Here is a 22,107-nt window from a genome sequence, read left to right as displayed (position 1 = left end):
CTGGCTCGTGAAGTGGGGGTCCGGCGATCCCCCGTCAGGTCGCTGGAAATTTTTTTGTCATCGGGTGCGGTGAAGGGGTTGCGCGGCTCGTCGAGGTTTGTATAATGCGCGCTCTAGCAAACGCAGTCGATCACATCGGTTGCGTTGAGATGAGCGGGAATAGCTCAGCTGGTAGAGCACAACCTTGCCAAGGTTGGGGTCGCCGGTTCGAATCCGGTTTCCCGCTCCAGTTGGGTGGTTAGCTCAGTTGGTAGAGCGGAGCCCTTACAAGGCTTAGGTCGGGAGTTCGAGCCTCTCACCACCCACCATCATCTCAAAGCAGCGGTAGTTCAGTTGGTTAGAATACCGGCCTGTCACGCCGGGGGTCGCGGGTTCGAGTCCCGTCCGCTGCGCCACACTCCGAAAGGCCCGCCTCTGGCGGGCCTTTCTTCGTCTGGACCCGGGGAATCCGTCCTGCCGGGCGGTGCCCGGGTCAGGGCGTTCCGGGATGACCGCGCAGGGGCTGGAGCCACCGCCAGGCCTCGCCCTGGGCCCGTCGCAGGGCGGTCGGGGCATTCGCCATCCGGGTGACGCCCGCCTCCAGGTCGGCCGGGGTCCAGGGCTGCCGGCGGTAGATCATCACGCTATTGAGCCGGTCCGGGACGTGCGCCACCAGGGCGTCCTGGTGGAAGTGAGCGGAAAGCTGCCGGTGGATGTCCACCACCGCGCGCATGGTGTTGCGCCAGACGTTCACGCAGACCAGCCCCCCGGCGTCCAGCGACTCCGCCAGCTTGTCCACCGTCCCGTCCGGCAGTGCGACCATGCCGGCCTCGTCGAACACGTCCATGAGGAGCAGGTCGATCCGTGTCCAGCCGGGAACCCACTGCGGGTCGGTGATGTCGGCGAACGCCACGTCCAGGCGAGGGTGGTCGAGATCGAGGCCGAAATGGCGTGCGGCGATCGGGCCCAGCGACGGGCGCAGATCGGTGGCGTGGATGCTAGACTCGGTATGTTCGAGAAGAAACTTCGCCATGACGCCGCCGCCAAGGCCGAGCATCGCGACCCGCGACGGGTTCGGGTGCAGGGCCACGGGCAGGGTCATGGCCTTGTAGTAGGCGAACGACAGCCGCTCCGGTGTATCGGGCCGCCAGGCCGACTGGTCGGTCTCGTTGCCGAAGTGCAGGGCCACCTCGCCGCCGCGCTCGGTGACCTCCAGCGTGCCGTATTCGTCACGCTGCCTTTCCAGGACCCGGTGTTTCACGCGGTCACCCGCTGTGCCGTGACGGCATGGGCGGAGGGTCCTGCGCGCAGAACTTCGGGTGGCGGGGATGGTCTCTGTGGTTCCATGGGCGAGTACGCAGACTGAACGAAAGACGAGTCGAGGCAAGAATGATGTTGAAGTGCGCTTTCCCGCGCGTGAGTGGGATTATCGGTCATCTGTCCGCCGGCTGCATCGCCGCGGCCGTGCTGCTGGCGGCCGGGGCTGCCCAGGCGGCGCAGTTCTCGGTGGGCGAGAAGGTCTTCGTGCCGATGTTCCAGCCCAATCCGGAGCTTGACGGCTATGCCGAGGGCATCGTCGAGACGATCCACGATGACGGCACGTTGACGCTCCGGGTCAACAAGGTCGAGACCGGCAAGGGCAAGACGCTCGGCGGCACCTGCCACCCGTCCGGCGGTACGCCGCTGTCGGGTGCGAAGGTGGTCTCCGACGACCCGGATGACCTGGTGATCGAGCAGCGCCTGCCTTCGGACGAGGTGATGCCCTATCGCCGTGGCAGCCAGCTCTATCTCGAGCGGGAGAACCTCAGCATCGCGTACCTCAAGTACCTCGGCAGCGGCATGGCCATGACGCCCGACCGTCTCGATGTCGCGATTCGTCGCGCCCGCGAGACGGGTCTGCCGAAGATGGTCGCAGCCATGGAGATCGCCAAGGCGCAGGTGGTTTCCACCCAGGGCCGGGGTTTCCCGGTGCCGGCCACGCGTGCACTGGAAAAGGCGGCCCCCATGCTCGACGAGGTCGCCGAGAGGCTCGAGGCGCACACCGAGTCCGTCGAGGAGGCCGAGCGGATCCTTGGAGGGACCGCGCCGCGCCATCGTGAGGATCCGCTGGCGGCGGTCATCGTGCGGCTCCACGAGATCATCGAGGACCAGCTCGGCGAGCTCGAGGGACAGAGCGCCGACCCGCGCGAGGTCCCGGGGTATTCGGCCGACGACATCCTCGCGATCTACACCGGCTGGTACCGGGTAATGACCGCCAACGACAGCCGCCCGTTCCAGAATGCCGACGTGGCCTTCTATCGCGAGCGTGCCGAAAAGACCATCGCCGACGGCGAGTGGCCGGAGCTGCTCTGAGGGGTCCCGGCCTGAATCGGTGACTGCTTCACGCCGCTTCCAGCAAAAACCGCCCGGCCAGGACAGCATCCCGGACCGGGCGGTTTTCTGCGAGTGTCGGGCCTGAGCGGCAGGACTACTTCTGGTAGCGCCGCTTCCACTCCTCGTAGGGCATGCCGTAGACATGCTCGCGCGCCTCGGCGTCGTCCAGCTCGATGCCCTGGCTTTCGGCCTCCTCGCGCAACCACCGGGACAGGCAGTTGCGGCAGAAGCCGGCCAGGTTCATCAGGTCGATGTTCTGCACGTCCGTGCGTTCCTGCAGGTGGGCCACCAGGCGGCGGAAGGCGGCCGCCTCGAGTTGATCACGGTTGCTGGAGTCGATCGGCATGGGCAGGTTCTCCTCGCGAAGATGGGGATCAGTTGTCCGGGGTGCGCGTGTCGTAGGTCACGGCGTGCAGCTCGCCCGATTCCAGGGCCGGCTTGAGGATGCGGTTGAGCATCTGGTGCTGCTGCAGCAGCGACTTGCCGACAAAGGCCTCGCTGGTCACCGCGATGCGAAAATTGCAGCCTTCGCCGTCAGGACGCACCCGGGCGTCGGGCAGTTCGGCCTGAATCAGCTCGATGATCTCGTTGTCGGTCATCTGCGGATGTTCCTCCGGTCTTCTGGGGAGTCGGGTTGACGTGCGCCCTGCAGCACGGGGGCAAGCAGGGCGGCTCGCCATCCCTGGGTGAGTCGTGATGGCCGATCCGGGTTGGCCAGGTAGTGCCTGAGCTCGGCGCTGGTCGCCAGCCGGGACGGGCAGATCGATTCCCGTTCGGCCAGTTGCTCGAGCCGGTGTCGGCAGGATTTTACCAGTTCCCGCTCCTCGGGCGGCAGGGCGGGGCCACGACGGAGTTCCGGCCAGTGGCTGGGCGGACGGTTGAGCTCGCGGGCGACTTCGGCGGCGACGTGCCGGGCACGCTCGGGATCGCCGCGCAACGGGCTGCGGCCCGCTTCGACCATGGGGGCGATCTGCTCCGGCTCCACGGGGCGGGGGAGGCCGGCGATGTCCCTGGCGAGTTCCAGCAGGGCCTCGTCGCGCCACACCCAGCGGCGAGGCAGGTCCCGTTCGCGTGCCAGCTCCTCGCGGCAGGCCGCCAGGGGGCGGAGCGCGGCCAGACCGGCACGGCCCAGCGTCTGTACACCGCGAATCTTCTTCCAGCGGCGCTGATCGGCGGGTGCGAACCGTGCCGGATCGGTCTGTCGCGCGGTTTCCTCGGCCATCCAGTCGAGGCGGCCCGCGCTGGCCAGCTGCTCCTCCAGCAGGGGGAAGATCCGCCCGAGCTGGAAGACGTCCTGCACCGCATAATTCCACTGCGCCTCGGAAAGGGGGCGAGCCAGCCAGTCACTGCGCACCTGCGCCTTGTCGAGCGTGATGCCGAGCAGCTTGTCGACCAGGGCGGCGTAGCTGAGTTGTGCGCCGATTCCCAGCAGCTCGGCGGCGATCTGCGTGTCGAAAACCCGTTTCGGCAATCGTCCGGCCGCCGTGAGAATCAGGTCGAGGTCCTGGTCGGCGGCGTGCAGGACCACCGGGGTGTCGCTCGAGACGATGCGCTCCCAGAGCGGGGCAAGGTCGAGTCCGGCGAGGGGGTCGACCAGCCAGACGGCATCCGGGGTGGCGATCTGCAGCAGGGCCAGCTGGGGGAAGTAGGTGCGCTCGCGAACGAACTCGGTGTCCAGCGGCAGGTAGGCCGCCCGGCGCATGGCATCGAGCAGGGCATCGAGCTGGCTCTGCCGGGCAACGAGGTGAACGTTGGGGGTGTCGGCATTCATGCCGTCAGGTGCCGGCGGCAACGGAGGCGTCGGCGTGCGGAAAGTGCCGCATGCCGGTCAGTCGTCGGACTCGATGATCTCCACCGACTCGATGCGTACCGTCTCCCGGGGCACGTCCCCGCGAAAGGGGCCGCCGGCGCCGGTGGGGATGTCGGCGATACGCTCGACGGTGTCCATGCCTTCGACCACCTCGCCGAAGACGGCGTAGCCCGCACCGGCGGCACTGTCGTCACGCCGGTCCAGCGACGGGTTGTCGGCCAGGTTGACGAAGAACTGCGAGGTGGCCGAGTCTGGATCCGCGGTGCGGGCCATGGAGAGGGTGCCCGTGCGGTTCTTCAGGCCGTTGCCTGCCTCGTTCGGGATCGGTGCGCGGGTCTCCTTGCGCCCGAAGTCCTCGGTCAGGCCGCCGCCCTGGATGACGAAGCCGGGAATGACACGATGGAAGATCGTGCTCTCGAAGAAGCCCGACTCGGCGTACTCGACGAAGTTTTCCACGGACTTGGGGGCCTTGTCGTCGAACAGCTCGATGACGATCGGGCCGTGAGAGGTCTGCATGCGTGCCTGCGTGTCGGCGAGCGCGGCAGGCGCGCCTGCCAGGAGCAGCAGGCCGATGGCCGCTAGGGCAGGCGAGCGGTGATCAGTCATCGCGATGGACCCGCTCCAGGCGCTCGTGGCGCTCCTGCGCCTCGATCGTCAGCGTGGCGATGGGGCGCGCCTCGAGCCGCTTGAGGCCGATCTCGTCGCCGGTCTCCTCGCAGTAGCCGTAGTCGCCATCGTTGATGCGCTTCAAGGCCTTGTCGATCTTGTTGATCAGCTTGCGGTAGCGGTCCCGGGTGCGCAGCTCCAGCGCGGCGTCCGATTCCAGCGTCGCCCGGTCGTTGATGTCCGGCTCCTGCCAGTTCTCCTCGCGCAGGTGGTTGATGGTCGAGTCGGACTCTGTCATCAACTGCTCGCGCCAGGCCAGGAGCTTCTGCCGGAAGTACTCCAGCTGCATCGGGTTCATGTATTCCTCGTCTTCCGAGGGCTTGTAACCTTCCGGGAGTTCAACTGCCATGTCTGTCTACCACCTCTGCCCGAGCAGGCACTGAAAATGGGTTGGCGCCGAAAACGGCTTGTGGTGCGGCCTTCGGGCCGCTGCCCGGTCGCCAACGGGCGTCGGGCAGTATAGGTGCGCAGGATCGCGAGCGCAACGCCGGCCATGGCGGGTCGGGGCGGTTGCCAATCAAGGGCTTGTCTGCTCCCGTGAGCTCTGGTCGAACACCTCTCGATCGCTGGTGAACACCCAGGTTCGCGTGATGACCAGTCGGTCGCGTTTTTCCGCCAGTTCCTCGGGAAACGCCGGGTAGGGCGACGCGGCCTGCAGTAGGTTGCGGGCGGCGTTGTCCAGCGTCGTGCTGCCGGAGGATTTGCGAATGGCGAGGTTGAGGACCTTGCCGTCCTTGCTGATGGTGGCCTCGACCACGACCTCGCCCGAGATGTTTCCCTCGATCAGTGCGCGGGGATAGTGCTGGTTGCCGTAGACCTCGATCTGCCGCTTCCAGCGGGCCAGGTAGCGTCCCTCGGGGCCGTTCTGGGTGCGGCTGGTGACGTATCCGGTGCGCAGGGCGGCGTTGACCTGGGCGTGGAGCTGGTCGATCTGGTCTTGCGTGGAGACGGGGCGGTTGCTGTCGCTCGCTCCCCAGGACCCCTTGCGCTGGTGGCCGGCGCCCTCGTCCATGGACGAGTCGGTCGGGCTTTCCGGGCCGGCCTGGCCGGCCAGGGCCGGCTTGGTGGGAGTGTCCTCGGCCATGTCGGCCGTCCGCTGACCGGCGTCGCGCGTCCGGTCGGATTGCGGGGCATCCAGCGTGATCTCGATCACCGGCGGGGGCTCGTCCTCCGGTTGCGTGATCTCGATGGCCAGGACCACCAGGTGGACCACCACCGCCACCCCGATGGCAATCTTCAGGGTTCGTGACGAATCCAGGGGTTCGGCGGCTATGCCCTGTCTCGTCCTTGTCGACAGTCCGGCCATGCGTTCGGTGATCTCCATTCCTGTTTCCCGGCAGGATCAGAATTCCTGCCAGTCTCCCTGGCGGCCCTGCGGGAGGTCGACCATCTTAGCGGCCATGCCGGCATCCCGCCACAGCTCTTCGTCACGGGTGACCAGCAGCGCCCCGTCGAGATCCAGGTCCCGGGCGAGCCGGCCGGCGCGTTCCGGGGGCGTGAGCATCAGGGCGGTGGCCGCCCCGTCGGCCAGGGCGGCGTCCGCGCCGAGGACCGTGGTGCCCCGGTTCGTCTCCGCGGGCCTGGCGGTCAGCGGGTCGAGGATGTGGCTCCAGGTTCGGTCGCGGTAATCCAGGCGCCGCTCGTAGTCGCCCGAACTGCACAGGGCCTGCCGCCCGCTGGCCATGACGCCGCCGAGCACGTCATCGCCGCGCGGATCACGGATCCCGAGCTGCCAGCTTCTCAGGCCGGCCGATCCGAGGGTGAACAGGTCGCCGCCGGTGTCCAGCAGGCAGTTCTCGACGCCGAGCTTCTCGAGGGCATCGAGCACCCGCCTGGCGGCGTATCCCTCCGCCAGCGCGTTGAAATCCAGCTGCACGCGGGAGTTGGTGACGCGCAGCCGCTCTCCCTCGACATGTAGGTCGTCGAGCGAAGGAGCGTGCTCGAGCCACTCGTCAAGCTCGGCTTCCGAGGGCGGGGCCGGGGCCTGATCGCCGGCGTCGGCATGGAAGCCCCACATCTCGATCAGCCCCCCGACGCTGGGATCAAAGCGTCCCCTGGTGGCACGGAACAGTGGCCGCGAGATGGCGATCAGCTCCCGGATCTCCTCGCTGGCCGGCGCCTCGCCGTCACGGGCGAGCTGGTGGTTCAGGCGGGTCAGTTCGCTGTCCTTCCAGGGGTGCAGTCGCCGGTAGAGGGGCTCGACGATCCCTTCGGCGGCGTCCACGGCGGCGTTGATCCGCTCGGCCGGTGTGCCGACGAAGCGCAGGGTCCAGACCTGGTCGAAGACGGTGAAGCCCGCCTCGGTCGTTTCCGGTGGCCCGCCGCAGCCGGTCAGGGGCAGTAACGGCAGGGAAGCGAGCCCGCCCAGCAGTCGTCGTCGTCCGTGGTCGATCATCGCGGCACCCGCTCGGCGAGGCGGTCGAGCATCCGCCCGGTGACATCGATGTCGCAGGCGGCGCTGATCTCGCGGGCGCAGGTCGGGCTGGTGACGTTGATCTCGGTCAGCCAGTCGCCGATCACGTCCAGGCCGACGAACCAGTGCCCGCGTTCGGCCAGCCACGGGCCCACGGCCGCGGCGATCTCGCGGTCGCGGTCGCGCAGCGGTACCACCTCGCCGCGTCCGCCGGCGGCGAGATTGGCGCGGAAGCTCTTCTCGCCCGGCACGCGCAGCAGGGCGTGGTCCACCGGCTCGCCGTCGATCAGCAGGATGCGCCGGTCGCCGGTGCGGATCTCGGGCAGGTAGCGCTGGGCCATGACCAGCTCGGTCCCGTCGCGGGTCATCACCTCGAGGATGACCTGGGCGTTGACGTCCGATTCGCTGATCTTGAACACGGAAGCGCCGCCCATGGCATCCAGCGGCTTGACCACGATCTCGCCCTGCTCGGCGGCGAAGGCGTGCAGCTGCTCGATCGAGCGGCTGACCAGCGTCGGCGGGCAGAATTGCGGGAAGTGCTGGGCGAGGAGCTTCTCGTTGGCCGCCCGTACCGCGTCGGGGCGGTTGGCGACGACCACGCCGGCCTGCTCGGCCAGCGAGAGCAGGCCGGTGACGTAGTGGTAGTCGAGGTCGATCGGCGGGTCCTGGCGCTGCAGGATGATGTCGAAGTCGGCCAGGTCGCGGACCCGTTCCTCGCCCAGTTCATGGAACCGCTGGTCGCGGTCGAACACGCGCACCGGGGCGCAGCGGGCCTGCGGCCGGCCGTCGGCGAAGAACAGCCGTTCCGGCTCGATGTACCAGCACTCCCAGTCGCGTGCCTGCGCGCTCAGGAGAAAGGCGAAGGAGGTGTCCTTCCAGGGCTTGATCCGCTCGATCGGATCCATCACGACGGCCAGGCGCATCTTGTCGACTCCGGGTTGGTCGGGTGTCAGGCGGTCTCGCTGGAGCCGCCGGTCAGGTCCTGCTGCTCGCGGGCCGCGGCCAGCAGGGCCAGCCGGGCGACCACGCCGTAGCAGTACAGCCGGTTCTGGTCGCTGTCGGGCGAGGCGTCGGGAGCCGGCAGCACGCAGGGCTGGGTGAAGGGCAGGGGTACGAACTCCGCGCCCGGCGAGTTGAGGTTCTCGCTCTGTCCCTTCTTGGTGTGCACGCGGTAGAAGCCGCCGACCACGTGCCGGTCGATCATGTAGAGCACCGGTTCGGCAACGTGGCCGTTCGAGCCAAGCTGCTCGAAGCTGTAGATGCCTTCCTGGATCAGCACGCGATTGATGCCGCGCCCGTCCTTGGAGGCGGCCATGCGGGTCCGTTGCTTGCGGTTCAGTCCCACCACGTCCTCGGTCGACTGGGCCATCATCACGCCCATGCCGTAGGTGCCGGCATCCGCCTTGATCACCACGAAGGGCTTTTCCTTGATCTCCAGCTCGTCGTACTTGGCCTGGATCGCATCGAGCATCTCCCCGACCTTTTCCTCCAAGCAGGCCTCGCCCTCGCGCTTCATGAAGTCGATCTGGCCGCAGTCGAGGATCATCGGCGAGAGGTGCCAGGGGTCGAGATCGATCAGCTCGGCCAGTTCCCTGGACAGGGACTGGTAGTGGCTGAAGTGGTTGAACTTGGAGCGGTTCCACCACCCGAGTGCCGTCGGCGGCACCACCGTCTGCTCGATGTCCTCCAGCACCTCCTCGCGCCCGCCGGAGAGGTCGTTGTTGAGCACGATCGTGCAGGGCGAGAAGCCGTCGACCTCGATGCGACGACCCACCCGGCAGATCGGGTGCTGGACCAGCTGTCGCCCGGACGGCAGGTCGAAGGTCTGGGGTGCCTCGATGTCCTCCAGCGAGCCGATGCGGGTCTCGAAGCCGGCCATCTCGAAGAGGTCCGCCATGGTCGCCACCGACTCGAGGTAGTAGAGGTTGCGCGTGTGCCGTTCGGGGATGATCAGCATCCCGCGCGCTTCCGGGCAGGCATGCTCGACGGCCGACTGGATGGCGTGGACCACCAGCGGGTCGAAGCTGTGGTTCAGGTTGTTGAAGCCGGCGGGGAACAGGTTGGTGTCGACCGGCCCGAGCTTGTATCCCGCGTTGCGCAGGTCGACCGAGGCATAGAACGGGGCGGGCGTGTGGCGCCACTGCTCGCGGAACCAGGCCTCGATCTGTCGGCGGTTGTCGATGATGTGCGACTCGATCATCAGCAGTGGCCCGCAGTAGGTGGCGGCCAGTTCCGGTGTCTGGTCGATGTCGTCCAGTTGCAGGGCTGATTGGTTGTCTGTCATCCGGTTTTCGTCCCAGTCTTCGCGGGTGTGGGCCCCGGGCCGCGCGGGGGCGGGGCGACTTGGCCTCCCATTGTAAACGAAGCCCGCCCCGAGTTTCGGCGGACGGGCGTTTGCCAAACCCCGCCGCGTTGGTTACATTCCGGCAGGTAGGTCACGGCACGAGATCGGCCAGCAGCAAGGATGAATACATGGAAGCGACAGACAATCATGCAAGTCTCGACGGCCTGCGGGTCCTGGTGGTCGACGACAGCAAGACCATTCGGCGCACGGCCGACAGCATTCTCAGCAAGGCCGGCTGCGAGGTGGAAAGCGCCATCGACGGTTTCGACGCGCTGGCGCGGATCGGCAGCTTCGACCCGGACGTGGTGATCATCGATATCCTCATGCCCCGCCTCGACGGCTACCAGACCACGGCGCTGATCAAGAACAACGACCGCTTCGCCGGCACCCCCATCATCCTGCTCTCGAGCAAGGACAGCATCTTCGACAAGGCGCGGGGGCGCATCGTCGGCGCTTCCGACTACCTCACCAAGCCCTTCAACAGCGACGAGATCCTGACGGCCGTGCAACGATTCGCCGAAGGGCGCGCGACGGCCGGTGAAGGCGTCGCGGCTGGCTGATAGCCGAATTTCGGCGTCGCGGGAGCGTCGTGACGCCACCAAACAACATGCCGAAACATTCTACGAGGACAGGGTAGTGGCTCACATCGTTGTCATTGACGACTCTCCGACCGAGGTATACGTGCTCCAGTCGATCCTGGAGAAGCATGGACACAAGGTGTCCGTGGCCAGCAGCGGCGAGGAGGGCATCGACCTGGTGAAAAGCGTCAAGCCCGACGCCGTGCTGATGGACGTGGTCATGCCGGGGATGAACGGCTTCCAGGCCACCCGGACCCTGAACAAGGACGGAGAGACGGCCGATATCCCGGTCATCATCGTCACCACCAAGGATCAGCAGACCGACCGCATCTGGGGCATGCGCCAGGGGGCCAAGGAATACCTGGTCAAGCCCGTCAAGGAAGCGGACCTGATCGACGTGCTGAAGAACGTGATTGGCTGATCACATGCAGCGCCCAGAGGACGTCTTCGACTATCTCGGCTGGATCGTCTCCCAGGTCGATCAGCATGCGGTGGGTCTGCCTCGCAACGAAGAGCATGTGCGCACTTGGCAGGGGGTCCTCTTCTCCGTCCAGGGGCGCCGCATGCTGGTCGCGCTCGACGAGGTCCGCGCGATCCTCGCCCCGCCCCGTACCGTCGTCCTTCCCGGGGCGCGCAACTGGGTAATCGGCCTGGCCAACGTCCGGGGCGAACTGACCGGCGTGTTCGACCTGGGCCGCTTCTGGTTCGATACCCCGACCCCCGCCTCCCGGCACGGCGTGGTGTTTCTCGCCAAGCAGTCCGCGGCGGCCTCCGCCTTTCTGGTCGAGCGCTCCTACGGCATCCGTCAGGTCGCCCACGGCGGGGAGCGGCCGCTGGGCGAGTCCGAGCACAACCGCGACCTCGCATCCCTGCCGGGGTTCCGCCAGGAAGTGCGGATCAACGACGAATGGCTGCCGATTCTCGAGCTCCGGTCACTGCTCTGCAGCGACGGGTTCCTCAATGCGGTGGCGTGATGTGGGTCGACAGGGGTTTTCCGGCAAAACAACTACAACGATGAATTCCATTCAGGAGTAAGTGGCAGCTATGAGTCTTGGCGCACGGATGGGCGGCATCAGCCGCAAGATACTTGTCCTCGTGGTTCTCGCGGTGCTTGCCTTGGTCGCGACCGTTGTCGTGTTCATCTACTCGGCACAGCGGGACCAGGATTACCTCGAACGACGCCTCGCCGGCGCCGCGCTCGAGCGCAACGCCCAGGAGCTGACGATCGAGGTCCTGCGGGCCAGTCGCGGCAACGAGGAGGCCTTCGATCGAGTCCAGTCGATCCGTGCGGACCTGACCGACAACCTCAATGCGCTGCAGGGTGACGATTCCCAGAACCCGCAGATGGCGGTGCCGTCATCGCGGGAGCAGTCGCTGGCCGATGTCGCGTCGAGCTGGTCGACGTACAACGAGTCGCTGAGCAAGGTGCTCGAGGGTCGCTCGGCGATCCTGGACGTCGGCGAGCAGTCGAGCCAGATCAAGGAGATCCTGCCGGACCTCACGGCGGCCTCGGATGACGTGGTGCAGACACTGGTGTCCAACGATGCCCCGCAGAGCGTGATCTACCTGGCGACCCGGCAGCTGATGTTCATCGAGCGCATCAGTACCACGCTCGACGAGATCACGGGTGGCGGCGAGCAGGCCGTCAACGCATCCGAACGATTCGGTCGTGACGTATCGCTGTTCGGCGGCGTCCTGAACGGCCTGCTCAACGGCAATCGCATGGCGCCCCGTGTCAGCGATCCGGAGGTCCGGGACGGTCTGCGCGAGGTCGGCGTCCTTTTCACTACAGTCGACGAACTGGTTTCCTCGGTGCTCGAGCAGGCACCGGCACTGCTGGCTGCCAACCAGTCCGCCCGCGAAATCGACCGGCAGTCCGGCCAATTCATCAGCGAGACCTCGGAATTCGCGCAGACGCTCGCCGATGACCAGAACGCCGCCGCCCAGTTCATCTACATCGGGTATGCCACTGGCGCGATCGCGTTGCTGTTCCTGGTCTGGCTCGGCATGACGCTGGTACGCGAATCCCGCCAGGCCCTGAACGAGACCGAGGCGACCAACCAGCGGAACCAGGCCGCGATCCTCCGTCTGCTCGACGAGATGATGACGCTGGCCGACGGCGACCTGACCGCCCACACGACGGTCACCGAGGACATCACCGGCGCGATCGCCGACTCGGTCAACTACACCATCGACGCCCTGCGGGACCTCGTCGGGACCATCAACGACACCTCGGTGCGCGTCGCCGAGGCGGTGCGGAACTCCCAGGACAGCTCCCGTGCCCTGGCGGAGAAATCCCGTGGCCAGGCCCAGCGGATCACCGAGATCTCGGACGCGATCGCGCAGATGTCCGACGAGATCCAGAGCGTCTCGGTCAGCGCCCAGCAGTCGGCGCAGATCGCTGAATCCTCGGTCGACGTGGCCCACCGCGGCGGCGATGCCGTGCGGGAGACCATCAAGGGCATGAACCAGACCCGGGAGCAGATCCAGGAAACCTCCAAGCGACTCAAGCGCCTGGGTGAATCCTCCCAGGAGATCGGTGACATCGTCGGCCTGATCACCGACATCGCCGACCAGACTAACATCCTGGCACTCAACGCCGCCATCCAGGCGGCCATGGCGGGCGAGGCCGGTCGAGGCTTCGCGGTGGTCGCGGACGAGGTGCAGCGTCTCGCCGAGCGCGTCAGTGACGCGACCCGCCAGATCGAGCTGCTGGTAAACACCATCCAGACCGACACCTCCGAGGCCATGCTCGCGATGGAGCAGACCACCTCGAACGTCGTCGACGGCGCCACACTGGCCGAGAACGCCGGCAAGGCACTGTCCGAGATCGAGAGCGTCTCGCTGAAGCTTTCCCAGCAGATCAACGACATCACCTCGGTGGCCCAGAAGGAGGCCTCGGTCGCGACCGAGCTCCGCGAGGCGGTCAACCGTATCCGTCAGGAAACCCAGCAGACGGCCGACAACGCCACCCAGGCGGCGGACGAGATCGGGGAACTGGGCTCGCTCTCCGAGGAGCTCAACCGTTCGGTGGCCGGCTTCACCATGCCGGAGCGTGATGAGCCGCAGATCCAGTCCACCGAAGACGAGTGGGACGAGCCTGCCGAAAAGCGGGCCTGAGACCTCCGGCTCCAGGAGGCATGAATCCGGATTCGGGGCCCAGGTGCCCCGGGTATTCCAGCAGGCGGGATGCCGAAAGGCGGTGAACTGAGATGCGGACAGAAAGGAAAGTCGACGCCATCGTTTTCGACTGGCTCCGTGAGGGGCTCGAGGAACGCTTGGCCGAGCTGCTGAGGGCACTCGAGCAGCTTTCCGAGGGCGAGAACGTCACCGAGCACGTCTTCGACGCCACCCAGGCATTGCAAACCATCGACCGCGTCTTCGCCATGGTCGATATCCAGCTGGTCCGGGTGCTGATCCGGACCCAGCTGGTGGCGCTCGAGGCGATCGAGCGCACTGGCGTCGAGAACGAGACGGCGCTTTCCGCCCAGATCGAGTCGGCCGCCCTGCTCCGGGCGCTGCTGGACCGGATGTCCACCGGCTCGACGGTGAACGCCGCCAGTCTCCTGCCGATGGTCAACCGCTTGCGCACCGGCATGGGGCAGCCCGCCCTGGACGTCCGTGACCTCGCTGCCCGTGGCTACCTGCTGCAGGCCGAGCACGAACTCGACAAGCTTTCCCTGGATACCGACGGCCTGACCGGGGAACGGTTGCGCCAGTTGCTCCGCCAGATGGAGCGCGAAGTGCTTTCGGTCATGCGCGACGACTGGTCGGTGCTCCCTGGGCTGCGCGATCTCTCCATGCGCATCATCGCACACGAGCGCAGTCGCAGCGCCATCATCGCCGTGCAGGTGTTCGGTGAACTGCTCCGCCTGACGGAACAGGATCCGGAGCGCTATGCCCCGTTGCTCAAGCGGGCCGTCGGCCGCGTGCTGCAGCTCTTCCGGTTGCAGCTGAGTTCACGCAGCGAGGTCGTGATCGATCATGCCGGGCTCGATCTCGGCGCCACGGTGCTCGGCGCCCTCCTCGATCACGTCGACGACGACGCTCAGATCTGCAGCGAGACCGCTGCCGAGTGGCGGGCGCAGCTCGACGGTGCCGAGGGGGAGGCGCGGTTCGTCGGCCTGGATGCCCATGCACTGGGCGCCGTTGCCGAGGCGCTCCAGGAGGAGATCCTCGCCACGCAGGACGTGCTCGACCTGTTCGCGCGGGGCAAGCGCGACGACCTCGAGCCCCTCAACCGGATCACGTCCCGATTCCGGCAGATGAGCGGCGTGCTGGGGGCGCTGGGCTACGTGGCGGCGTCCGATGCACTCGACGAGGGCGCTGGACGACTTCAGGAGGTGATCGACGGCGACGCCGAGCTCGACGATCCCCTGCTCATGGACCTGGCCGGCACGGTCATGCTCGTCGAGCAGGTGGTCGCCGGCATCCCGAGCAGCATGGGCGACGCCGCCATGGGCGCCACGCTGCACGACCAGACCGTGGCCGAGTCCATCGGGGCGATCGCCACCGCGGCCTACGAGAACCTAGCCGCCGCTCGCGAAAAGGTGAACGCCGGCTTGGCCGGTGAAGCGAGCGAGACCGCCTCCGATCGCGCCAATCCCTTCCGCCAGGCGGCCGATATCCTCGGCGGCATCGGAGAGGTCCTCCGGCTGGCCGACCGGGATGCCGCCCTGCCGCTGGTCGAGGCGCTGGCGCGCTGGACGCGTGCGCAGAGCTTCGGCACACCGGTCGGTGACGAGCATACGCTGTCCGCGCTGAGCGAGGTCTTTGCGGCCGTCGAGTTCTACCTCGAGAACCTGCGCGACTTCGGCAAGGAGATCGTGCGGTTCCTTGACGGTCCGAAGCAGCGGGTCGAGGATCTTCTGGCGACCGTCGAGCCCCGGGCCGAACAGCCTGGCGCGGAATCGATGCCGGATGCCGCCGAGGTTGCCCCGGCCGAGCCGGGAGAGCCCGAGACGCAGACGGAACAGGAAGCGCTGCTGGATTTCTGGCAGATCGAGCCGGAACCGGAGCCGGTGAGCGAGTCGCCGGCCGCGCCGACGAGCGAAGAGGCGGCGGGCCACGAACTCGAGCAGGCGCTGGATTTCGCCCTGGACGAGGGCGACCGCGAGCAACGTCTGGACGCCGCCGTGTCCCGTGGTGGCGGCGACGAGCCGTCGCATGACCTGCCCGACGAGATCGAGGCCGCGCCGGAGACCCCGGGCGAGGTCGAGGCGACGGGCGAGGTGCCCACCTCCGAGCAGGCTGACGTGTCCGCCGAGGCACAGGCGCCGGGTGACGAGCTCGCGCCGTGGCTCACGGACGAGGCCGAAGAGGAGCCCACCGCTTCCTGGCAGTCGTCGGTGGACGGCGAGCTGCCGTTGCTGCCGCAGGAAGCCGACGAGCCGGAGGCCCATGAGGCCGGCTCGGAAACGATTTCCGACGAGATTCTGGACATGGACCTGCCGTCGGCCCCGGCCGACCATGGTCTGGGCATCGGCTGGTCCGACGAGCCGACGGCCACTGCAGAGCATGAGCCGGCTGACGAGGCTCCGCTCGAACTGCCGGAGAAGCGGCACGAGGGCGAAGGGACGCTGTCCTACGATGAGACGGATCGGGAGGGTCCGGCGCCCCTGGACATGTCCGATGCGGACCGGTCCGGTGCCGACGAGCTGACGGCAGCGCTGGACTTCGGTCTCGCCGACGAGCAGTCGCCTTCCGAGATCGGGACGACGGAACCCCTTGCCGAGCGCGAGGAGCCGGCGGAAAAGGCGACCGACCTGCCCGACGAGGTCGTGGAAACACCCGAAACACCCTCCGGGGCGATCGAGCGAGAGGACGTGCCGGCGCGCGACGAGACCGGTGCGGAATCCCTCGAAGCCGAGGCGACCCGCGAGGTCGAGCAGGGCATGGAGGAACCGGTGGAGCCGGCCGCGGAGCCCGAGGCCGACGAAGACCCGATGATGCAGGAGATGCGCGAGGTCTTCGCCGAGGAGATGGGCGAGACCCTCCCGGAGATGGTCGAGGCTGCCACCGCCTGGCGTGATGCCGGTGATGGCGATGCGCTGGTGAACCTGCGCCGCGGATTCCACACCATCAAGGGCAGTGGCCGAATGGTGGGGCTGGACGGGATCGGCGAATGGGCCTGGTCCTGGGAGCGGCTGCTCAACGGGGTCATCGACGGCAAGGTGGCAGGCAGCGACGCGATCCAGGCAGGTGCCGCCGAGGCCGTCGGGCTGATGGAGGCGGCCTTGCCCGACCTGGAGTCGGGCCGTCCCACGCCCGACAGCCACTGGGCCGCGTCACGCGAACTGGCCGAGCGCCTCGAGGCCGGCGAGGAACCCGACGCGTCGGCGGAACAGGCCCCGGGCGGCGAAGCCGTCGCCGAGGTCGCCGAGCCGGTCACCGTCGACGAGACTCCCGCGGAGACCGAGGTCAGCCCCATCATCGAGGACCCGGTGCTCCGGGAGATCTTCGACCAGGAGATCGGCGGCTACATCCACGAACTGCACGAGAAGATCGCCGAGGCACGCGAGAACGGTGTCGGCCTGACCTGCGACAACGAACTGGTGCGCCTGCTGCACACCACGCTCGGCTCGGCCCGCACCGCAGGCGTCGACGTCATCGCCACCCTGGCCCATTACCTTGAGGAATGGACCCGCATCCTGTCGGTGCACCACGAAGGCCTGGTCGGCCGGGACCTCGACCTCTTCGCCGAAGGCGCGGACATGATCGAGGCCCTGCGACGCTGGGCGGTCGATCCCGGTCACGAGGTGCCGGACAGCAGCGACATCGAGCGGCGCCTCGGGCTTCGCTACGAGCAGGCGCTGGCGCACTACGGCGAGATGACCGAGAGCGTCGAGGCGCGCGTCTCCCGCGAGACGACGCGGGGCGAATCCGATGCAGAGGGCGGGCTCGAGGAATCCGACGATGCCGCTCCCGCCGCCGTCGACACCCCGTTGCCGGAGCATGACGACTCGCTTCCGGCGCCGACGGCCGAGGTGCCGGATGTGGCCGAATCCTTCGACGAGCCGGAAGCCCGGACTGCCTGGGCGACCGGCAACGAACCGGGGGATGCGGCCGCGGTGACGGACTCCGGTGAGCCACCGGCCGAGCCGGAGCAGGTCGAAGAGGTCACGATCGAGTCGCCCGAAGCGCCGGTCGAGCCGGATCTGGTCGAAGCCGAAGCCGAGCCGGATGTGGCTGAAGCCGAAGCTGAGCCGGATGTGGCTGAAGCCGAGCCGGATGTGGCCGAGGTTGCCGATTCCGAGGAGGAGCCGGCGGGGGCCGAAGCACTCGAGCCCGAGCCGGAGGCCGCCGAGCCGTGGCAGCCTGCGGACGAGGTCGTGGCGACGACGGAGCCGGAGGCCTTCGACGACATCGAGGAGCGCCCGGACGACGATCCCGCCGACCAGGACGAGGATATCCTGCAGATCTTCCTCGACGAGGCCGACGAGCTGCTCGAGCAGGCCGACGCCTACCTGGCCCACTGGAGGGTCTACCCGAACGACCTCGAGTCGATACGGTTGCTGCACCGCAACCTGCACACCCTCAAGGGCGGGGCGCGGATGGCGGGCCTGCTCAATCTCGGCGACGTGGCACACCACCTCGAGGGGCGGCTGGATACCGCGCGCCATGCGGAATCCGGGGACAACGAGTCGCTGGTGGCACTGGTGCAGCACAGCTACGACGTGATCGCCGGCCTCCTCGATCGCGTGCGCAACCAGCAACCGGTCCCGCAGCAGCGTGAACTGATCGCGCTGATTCGCGACCCGGCCGGTGCGCAGCGCTTTGTCGAGCGTGGGCAGCAGGAGGAGCCGGGGGAAGACGCCGCGCAGGCCGGACCGACGGAGCCGGAAGCGGCGGAGCCTGAAACTGCCCCGGTCTCGGAGCCCGTGGCCGAGACGCCGGAGAAGCCGGAAGCGCCGGCCGTGCAGCAGGAGGCCGCTCCGGAGCGACGCGACGAGCAGGTTCGTGTCGCCGCCGGCAGCATCGACGAGCTGGTCAACCAGATCAGCGAGTCGGTACTGCTGCAGTCGCGGATCGATCGCCAGGTCAACGGTTTCGAGCGGCAGCTGTTCGAACTCCAGCAGACCGTCACGCGGCTGCGCAGCCAGCTGCGTCGGCTGGAGATCGAGACCGAGACACAGATCAAGGCCGACCTGATCGAGGAAGCGGGCATCAGCGAGGAGCAGTTCGACCCGCTGGAGTTCGACCGCTTCACCCAGGTGCAGGAACTCAGCCGCGGCATCATGGAGTCCCTCGGCGACGTGGCCAACATCGAGGAGACGCTGAGCTCGCTGACCGAGCAGTCCCAGCTGATGCTCCTGCAACAGTCGCGCCTGGGCCGCAAGATGCAGGACGGGGCGCTGGCAATGCGCCTGGTCCGATTCAACGACAGCGCCAGCCGCCTGCGCCGCATCGTCCGCCAGGTCGGCGACGAGATGGGCCGCCAGGCCGAACTGGTGATCGAGAACGGCGATGCGGAACTTGACCGCGTGACGCTGATGGCGCTGCTTCCCTCGCTGGAGCACATGCTGCGCAACTCCCTGGCACACGGTATCGAGCCGCCCGAGGAACGGCTGGCGGCAAACAAGAATCCCGTCGGCCGGCTGCTGCTCTCCGTGGACAGCGCTGGCGGGAACGTCACGGTCAGCCTGCGCGACGACGGCCGGGGCCTCGACCTCGACGCCATCCGTCGCAAGGCCGTGGAGCGCGCCCTGATCCCCTCCGACGTCGAGGTGAGTGACGAGGAGGCGCGTTCCCTGATCTTCCTGCCAGGCTTCTCGACCGCCGGGAACGTTTCCCAAGTGGCCGGTCGCGGCGTCGGCATGGATGTCGTCGCGAGTGCCACCCGGGAACTGGGTGGCTTCGTCGACATCGACTCCGAACTGGGTCGATACACCGAGATCCGCCTGAACCTGCCTCTGACCCAGGCCATGACCAAGGGCATTTTGATCGCCAACGGGGATGATCGCTACGCGATTCCCTACAAGGGCGTGGTGGCCGTGACCCGCATGACCGGGGTGGCGCTGGCCGAGCTGTACCGCGAGGACAAGCCGCAGTTCGAATACGACGGCGAGCAGTATCCGCTCTACTACCTGGGCGAACTGCTGTGGGGGCAGTCCTCGGAAGAGGCCGCCCAGGACGTGGCGGCGATCCGGCCGGTCATGCTGTTCAAGCTCGGCGAGCGGCGCTTTGCGCTGCACGTCGACCATCAGCTCGGTGGCATCCAGCTGTTCGTCAAGTCGCTGGGACCGCAGCTGGGCCGCATCCCGGGGCTCTCCGGGGCGACCATCGCCGATGACGGCGACGTGATCCTGGTCCTCGAGCTGTTCGAGCTCGTCCAGCAGTTCCAGCGCCGTGACTACCAGCGGCGCCTGGGCGAGCAGGCGGGCCTCAAGCCCAAGCGTGAACGCCCGACCGTGCTGGTGGTCGACGACTCTCTTACCGTGCGCAAGGTCACGGCGCGGACACTGGAGCGGAACAACTACGACGTGGTCCTCGCCCGGGATGGCGTGGAGGCGCTGGGCGTGCTCCAGGACAAGCTCCCGGACCTGGTGCTCACGGATATCGAGATGCCGAGGATGGACGGCTTCGAGCTGCTGGGCGCGATCAGGAACGACCGGACGGCGGCCGACACCCCGGTGATCATGATCTCCTCGCGTACCGGCCAGAAGCACCGCAACCGCGCCGAAGCCCTGGGTGTTTCGGCCTACCTCGGCAAGCCGTACACGGAGATGGAGCTGATCGAGACCATCGAGCGCCTGTCGCCCCGCGAGGTCATCGAGGGCCAATCGGCCGACGTCCAACGCCCGGTCGTCGACAGCGGTGTCGGACCGAATGCAGACTAATCACCGGAGTCCTGCCTGATGCAGCAGCAAAGCGATCAATCACCGGCGAGCCAGGCACCGTTGCGGGCGGTGCGCCTGCCGACGCAGCTCACGGATCTGGATGTGGCCGTCCCCTACGCGCTGATTGCCGAGATCACGGACGTGTCGTTGCCCGAGGGCAGCATCCGTCTGGGACGCAGCGAGGCGAGCATGGTGGAGTGGCGTGGCCAGCAGGTGCCCCTGGTGAGCCTCGAGGCGATGAACGGCGAGTCGGTGCCCACCATCGGCCGACGGGTGCGCTGCGCGGTGCTCTACGGCACGGACCCGGAGCGGGCCCTGCCGTACTACGCGGTGCTGCTGTCCGGCGTGCCGCGCTCGGAGCAGATCCTGCCCGGCCAGATCGAAATGGCCGGCCCGCAGGACAACGCGCTCTGGAAAGCCGTGGTCCGCATCGGCGGACGGCTGACGGCCATCCCCGACGTCCGCGTGCTCGAGGAGCGGATCGACCAGATGCGCATCAGGCAGACGGAAGGGACCGGGGAGGCCCTGTCCTGACCGCGGGGCTTCGCTGATCAAAAACAGAACCCCGGCGCACCCATGGTGGCCGGGGTTCTTTCGTTTACGCGGTCGGCGAGGGCCTCGTCAGGCGCGTCGCTGCGCGCCCCGCCCCTCGCGGATGAGGTTGAACGCGGCCAGCCCGATGATACCCACCAGCGTGTAGGTGACCGCCGAGGTGAGATAGCCCGCCAGGTAGCCCATGGTCCGACCGGCGTATTCCCCCGCCGACATCTCCTCGAACTGCCCGGACAGGGCATAGAAGGTCCCGTTGGAAATGACGAAGGCCACGACCACGCTGACCAGCAACGAGGCGCCCACCAGCAGCCCGCCGACGAGACGGGAGGAAGTCACGCCGCCGTCCAGCGCACGCCCTGCCAGTCGGCCGCCGCCCCACAGAGCGGCATAGGCAAGCAGCACCCCGGGGTAGGCCGGCGAGAAGCAGCTGGCCATGGCGGCCCCGTCGATCACCACGCTGCCCAGGTCGATGAGCACGGCCAGCGCCAGCAGCCCGCCGAGTACCGCCGCCCGCCGGAACCACAGCCCGGCGAGGAAGAACACCGCCCAGGAGGTGTCCGCCAGGTGCAGGGCCGAGCTGAAGTGGTGGTAGCGCGTGGCGAGCATCGACAGCGCGAGCAGGGCCAGCAGCGCGATGCCCGTGCTGCGACCGTTCGGTGTGATGCTGTCCTGCAGCGGATTGTGCATGGTCCTGCCCGTCCCGGGTTGTGCCTGTGCGAGAAGCTATCTTACCGCCCGTAGCGCAGGCTCACAAACACGCCGCGCGGGGCCTGGTTGTAGCCATGGACCACCTGGTAGTCGCGGTCGAAGATGTTCTCCACCCGTGCCTCGAGGCGCCAGTCGGCGTTGATGCGGTAGGCCCCCCGCAGGTCGGCGGTGACGAAGCCCTCGTTGTCCTCGGCCCACTCGCCTCCCTCGGAGTTGCTCCGGCCGTGCAACGAGGTGCCCAGGCTGAACCTGCCGAAGTCACGATCCAGATTCACGCGTCCGCTCCAGCGAGGCTGCCGTGGCAGGCGCTCGCCGCTTTCCTCGTTCTCGGTGGACAGGTAGGTCAGCGTTGCGGAGGTCGACCAGTCGTCATGAGACCAGGCGACGTCAGCTTCGGCGCCGCGGACGGTTGCCTTCTCGATGTTGTATGGGACGTAGAGAGGCTCGTCACTGGCGATCATGTCCCGGTTTCGGGATCGGAACGCCGTGATGCCGGCCGACCAGTTGCGGTCGGTCCAGGTCGCGCCCACCCGGCTGGTGCGAGTCTTTTCGGGATCAAGGTCCGGATTGCTGGCGCCAGGGTAGTAGAGCAGGTTGAAGGACGGTGCCGTGAAGGCCGTGCCGTGACCGGCGGTCACTGTCCACCTGTCGGTGAGCGCATAGGCCAGGTCCAGCGATCCGGTGTTGGTCGTGCCGAACTGCTCGTTGAAGTCGCGACGCAGTGCGCCCTGAATATCCAGCTTCTCGCCTAACGTCGTGTTGATCTGGGCAAACAGTGCCTGATTGCGACGCGAATTCTTCTCGTAGTCAGAGCTGCTCGAAAGCTTGTCGTAGGTCTGGTCCGC

Annotated in this window: 19 protein-coding genes and 3 tRNA genes; 10 read left to right on the top strand and 12 right to left on the bottom strand. The window is 67.6% G+C overall.

Translation table 11 applies throughout. From position 1 onward, the window contains the following. Positions 1 to 153: 153 nt before the first annotated feature. The 3 genes from ACLFMY_RS04665 (at position 154) to ACLFMY_RS04655 (ending at position 395) form a co-directional block, all read left to right on the top strand. Positions 154 to 229: transfer RNA gene (locus ACLFMY_RS04665), tRNA-Gly, on the top strand. Between the two features lie 3 nt (positions 230 to 232). After that, positions 233 to 308: transfer RNA gene (locus ACLFMY_RS04660), tRNA-Val, on the top strand. A gap of 10 nt (positions 309 to 318) precedes the next feature. Then, a tRNA-Asp gene (locus tag ACLFMY_RS04655) sits at positions 319 to 395 on the top strand. 77 nt (positions 396 to 472) lie between these two features. Here the strand turns inward: ACLFMY_RS04655 and ACLFMY_RS04650 are convergent. Then, positions 473 to 1,240, bottom strand: a complete 768-nt coding sequence (locus ACLFMY_RS04650) for a spermidine synthase (RefSeq protein WP_410763400.1) — start codon at positions 1,238 to 1,240, stop codon at positions 473 to 475. Between the two features lie 155 nt (positions 1,241 to 1,395). Here ACLFMY_RS04650 and ACLFMY_RS04645 point away from each other — a divergent pair, with 155 nt between their 5' ends. Further along, positions 1,396 to 2,331 carry a hypothetical protein gene (locus ACLFMY_RS04645; protein ID WP_410763399.1) on the top strand — a complete coding sequence of 312 codons (936 nt, stop codon included), beginning with the start codon at positions 1,396 to 1,398 and terminating at the stop codon, positions 2,329 to 2,331. A 115-nt stretch (positions 2,332 to 2,446) separates the two neighbouring features. Here ACLFMY_RS04645 and ACLFMY_RS04640 read toward each other — a convergent pair whose 3' ends face one another. From ACLFMY_RS04640 to gshA, 9 genes are all read right to left on the bottom strand, one after another. Continuing rightward, positions 2,447 to 2,698 carry a DUF1244 domain-containing protein gene (locus tag ACLFMY_RS04640; protein ID WP_410763398.1) on the bottom strand — a complete coding sequence of 84 codons (252 nt, stop codon included), beginning with the start codon at positions 2,696 to 2,698 and terminating at the stop codon, positions 2,447 to 2,449. 28 nt (positions 2,699 to 2,726) lie between these two features. Then, positions 2,727 to 2,951, bottom strand: a complete 225-nt coding sequence (locus tag ACLFMY_RS04635; protein WP_410763397.1) for a BolA family protein — start codon at positions 2,949 to 2,951, stop codon at positions 2,727 to 2,729. After that, positions 2,948 to 4,123: a ribonuclease D gene (locus ACLFMY_RS04630; protein WP_410763395.1), complete on the bottom strand. Its 1,176-nt coding sequence runs from the start codon at positions 4,121 to 4,123 to the stop codon at positions 2,948 to 2,950. Before ACLFMY_RS04630 ends, ACLFMY_RS04635 begins: the two co-directional genes overlap by 4 nt. 57 nt (positions 4,124 to 4,180) lie before the next feature. Continuing rightward, the gene (locus ACLFMY_RS04625) at positions 4,181 to 4,768 is read right to left on the bottom strand and encodes a peptidylprolyl isomerase (protein ID WP_410763394.1); all 588 of its coding nucleotides are present in this window, start codon (positions 4,766 to 4,768) and stop codon (positions 4,181 to 4,183) included. Further along, positions 4,761 to 5,177, bottom strand: a complete 417-nt coding sequence (gene dksA / locus ACLFMY_RS04620) for an RNA polymerase-binding protein DksA (RefSeq protein ID WP_410763393.1) — start codon at positions 5,175 to 5,177, stop codon at positions 4,761 to 4,763. The genes ACLFMY_RS04625 and dksA overlap by 8 nt, the downstream gene beginning before the upstream one ends. 168 nt (positions 5,178 to 5,345) lie before the next feature. Beyond that, on the bottom strand, positions 5,346 to 6,152 hold the full coding sequence (locus ACLFMY_RS04615; RefSeq protein ID WP_410763392.1) for an energy transducer TonB: 807 nt from the start codon (positions 6,150 to 6,152) through the stop codon (positions 5,346 to 5,348). 18 nt (positions 6,153 to 6,170) lie between these two features. Further along, positions 6,171 to 7,223 (bottom strand): FAD:protein FMN transferase, encoded by a 1,053-nt coding sequence (locus ACLFMY_RS04610; protein WP_410763391.1) that lies wholly within the window; start codon positions 7,221 to 7,223, stop codon positions 6,171 to 6,173. Further along, complete coding sequence (gshB, locus tag ACLFMY_RS04605; protein WP_410763390.1) at positions 7,220 to 8,164, bottom strand: glutathione synthase; 945 nt, start codon at positions 8,162 to 8,164, stop codon at positions 7,220 to 7,222. The genes ACLFMY_RS04610 and gshB overlap by 4 nt, the downstream gene beginning before the upstream one ends. A 26-nt stretch (positions 8,165 to 8,190) precedes the next feature. Then, positions 8,191 to 9,525: a glutamate--cysteine ligase gene (gene gshA, locus ACLFMY_RS04600; RefSeq protein WP_410763389.1), complete on the bottom strand. Its 1,335-nt coding sequence runs from the start codon at positions 9,523 to 9,525 to the stop codon at positions 8,191 to 8,193. A gap of 188 nt (positions 9,526 to 9,713) precedes the next feature. Between gshA and ACLFMY_RS04595 the strand changes: the two genes are divergently transcribed. From ACLFMY_RS04595 to ACLFMY_RS04570, 6 genes are all read left to right on the top strand, one after another. Beyond that, positions 9,714 to 10,145, top strand: coding sequence for a response regulator (locus ACLFMY_RS04595; RefSeq protein WP_410763388.1), 432 nt, complete (start codon positions 9,714 to 9,716; stop codon positions 10,143 to 10,145). A 76-nt stretch (positions 10,146 to 10,221) separates the two neighbouring features. Then, complete coding sequence (locus tag ACLFMY_RS04590; protein ID WP_410763387.1) at positions 10,222 to 10,584, top strand: response regulator; 363 nt, start codon at positions 10,222 to 10,224, stop codon at positions 10,582 to 10,584. A gap of 4 nt (positions 10,585 to 10,588) precedes the next feature. Beyond that, entirely contained in the window at positions 10,589 to 11,137 is a 549-nt protein-coding gene (locus ACLFMY_RS04585) for a chemotaxis protein CheW (protein ID WP_410763386.1), read from the top strand. Positions 11,138 to 11,207: 70 nt separating this feature from the next. Further along, complete coding sequence (locus ACLFMY_RS04580) at positions 11,208 to 13,283, top strand: methyl-accepting chemotaxis protein (RefSeq protein WP_410763385.1); 2,076 nt, start codon at positions 11,208 to 11,210, stop codon at positions 13,281 to 13,283. A 92-nt stretch (positions 13,284 to 13,375) separates the two neighbouring features. Continuing rightward, complete coding sequence (locus ACLFMY_RS04575) at positions 13,376 to 20,002, top strand: Hpt domain-containing protein (protein ID WP_410763384.1); 6,627 nt, start codon at positions 13,376 to 13,378, stop codon at positions 20,000 to 20,002. Between the two features lie 18 nt (positions 20,003 to 20,020). Continuing rightward, positions 20,021 to 20,536 carry a chemotaxis protein CheW gene (locus ACLFMY_RS04570; RefSeq protein WP_410763383.1) on the top strand — a complete coding sequence of 172 codons (516 nt, stop codon included), beginning with the start codon at positions 20,021 to 20,023 and terminating at the stop codon, positions 20,534 to 20,536. An 87-nt stretch (positions 20,537 to 20,623) separates the two neighbouring features. On the opposite strand, the gene ACLFMY_RS04565 is transcribed toward ACLFMY_RS04570, so the two are convergent. Both ACLFMY_RS04565 and ACLFMY_RS04560 read right to left on the bottom strand, forming a co-directional pair. Continuing rightward, positions 20,624 to 21,241: a hypothetical protein gene (locus ACLFMY_RS04565; protein ID WP_410763382.1), complete on the bottom strand. Its 618-nt coding sequence runs from the start codon at positions 21,239 to 21,241 to the stop codon at positions 20,624 to 20,626. A gap of 41 nt (positions 21,242 to 21,282) precedes the next feature. Continuing rightward, the coding region (locus ACLFMY_RS04560) for a TonB-dependent receptor domain-containing protein (RefSeq protein WP_410763381.1) at positions 21,283 to 22,107 on the bottom strand (825 nt) is incomplete at its 5' end.

The sequence above is a fragment of the Guyparkeria sp. genome (assembly GCF_046545975.1).
In the GTDB taxonomy this organism is placed as follows: Bacteria; Pseudomonadota; Gammaproteobacteria; order Halothiobacillales; family Halothiobacillaceae; genus Guyparkeria.
This window is presented reverse-complemented; position numbering and strand designations above follow the sequence as displayed.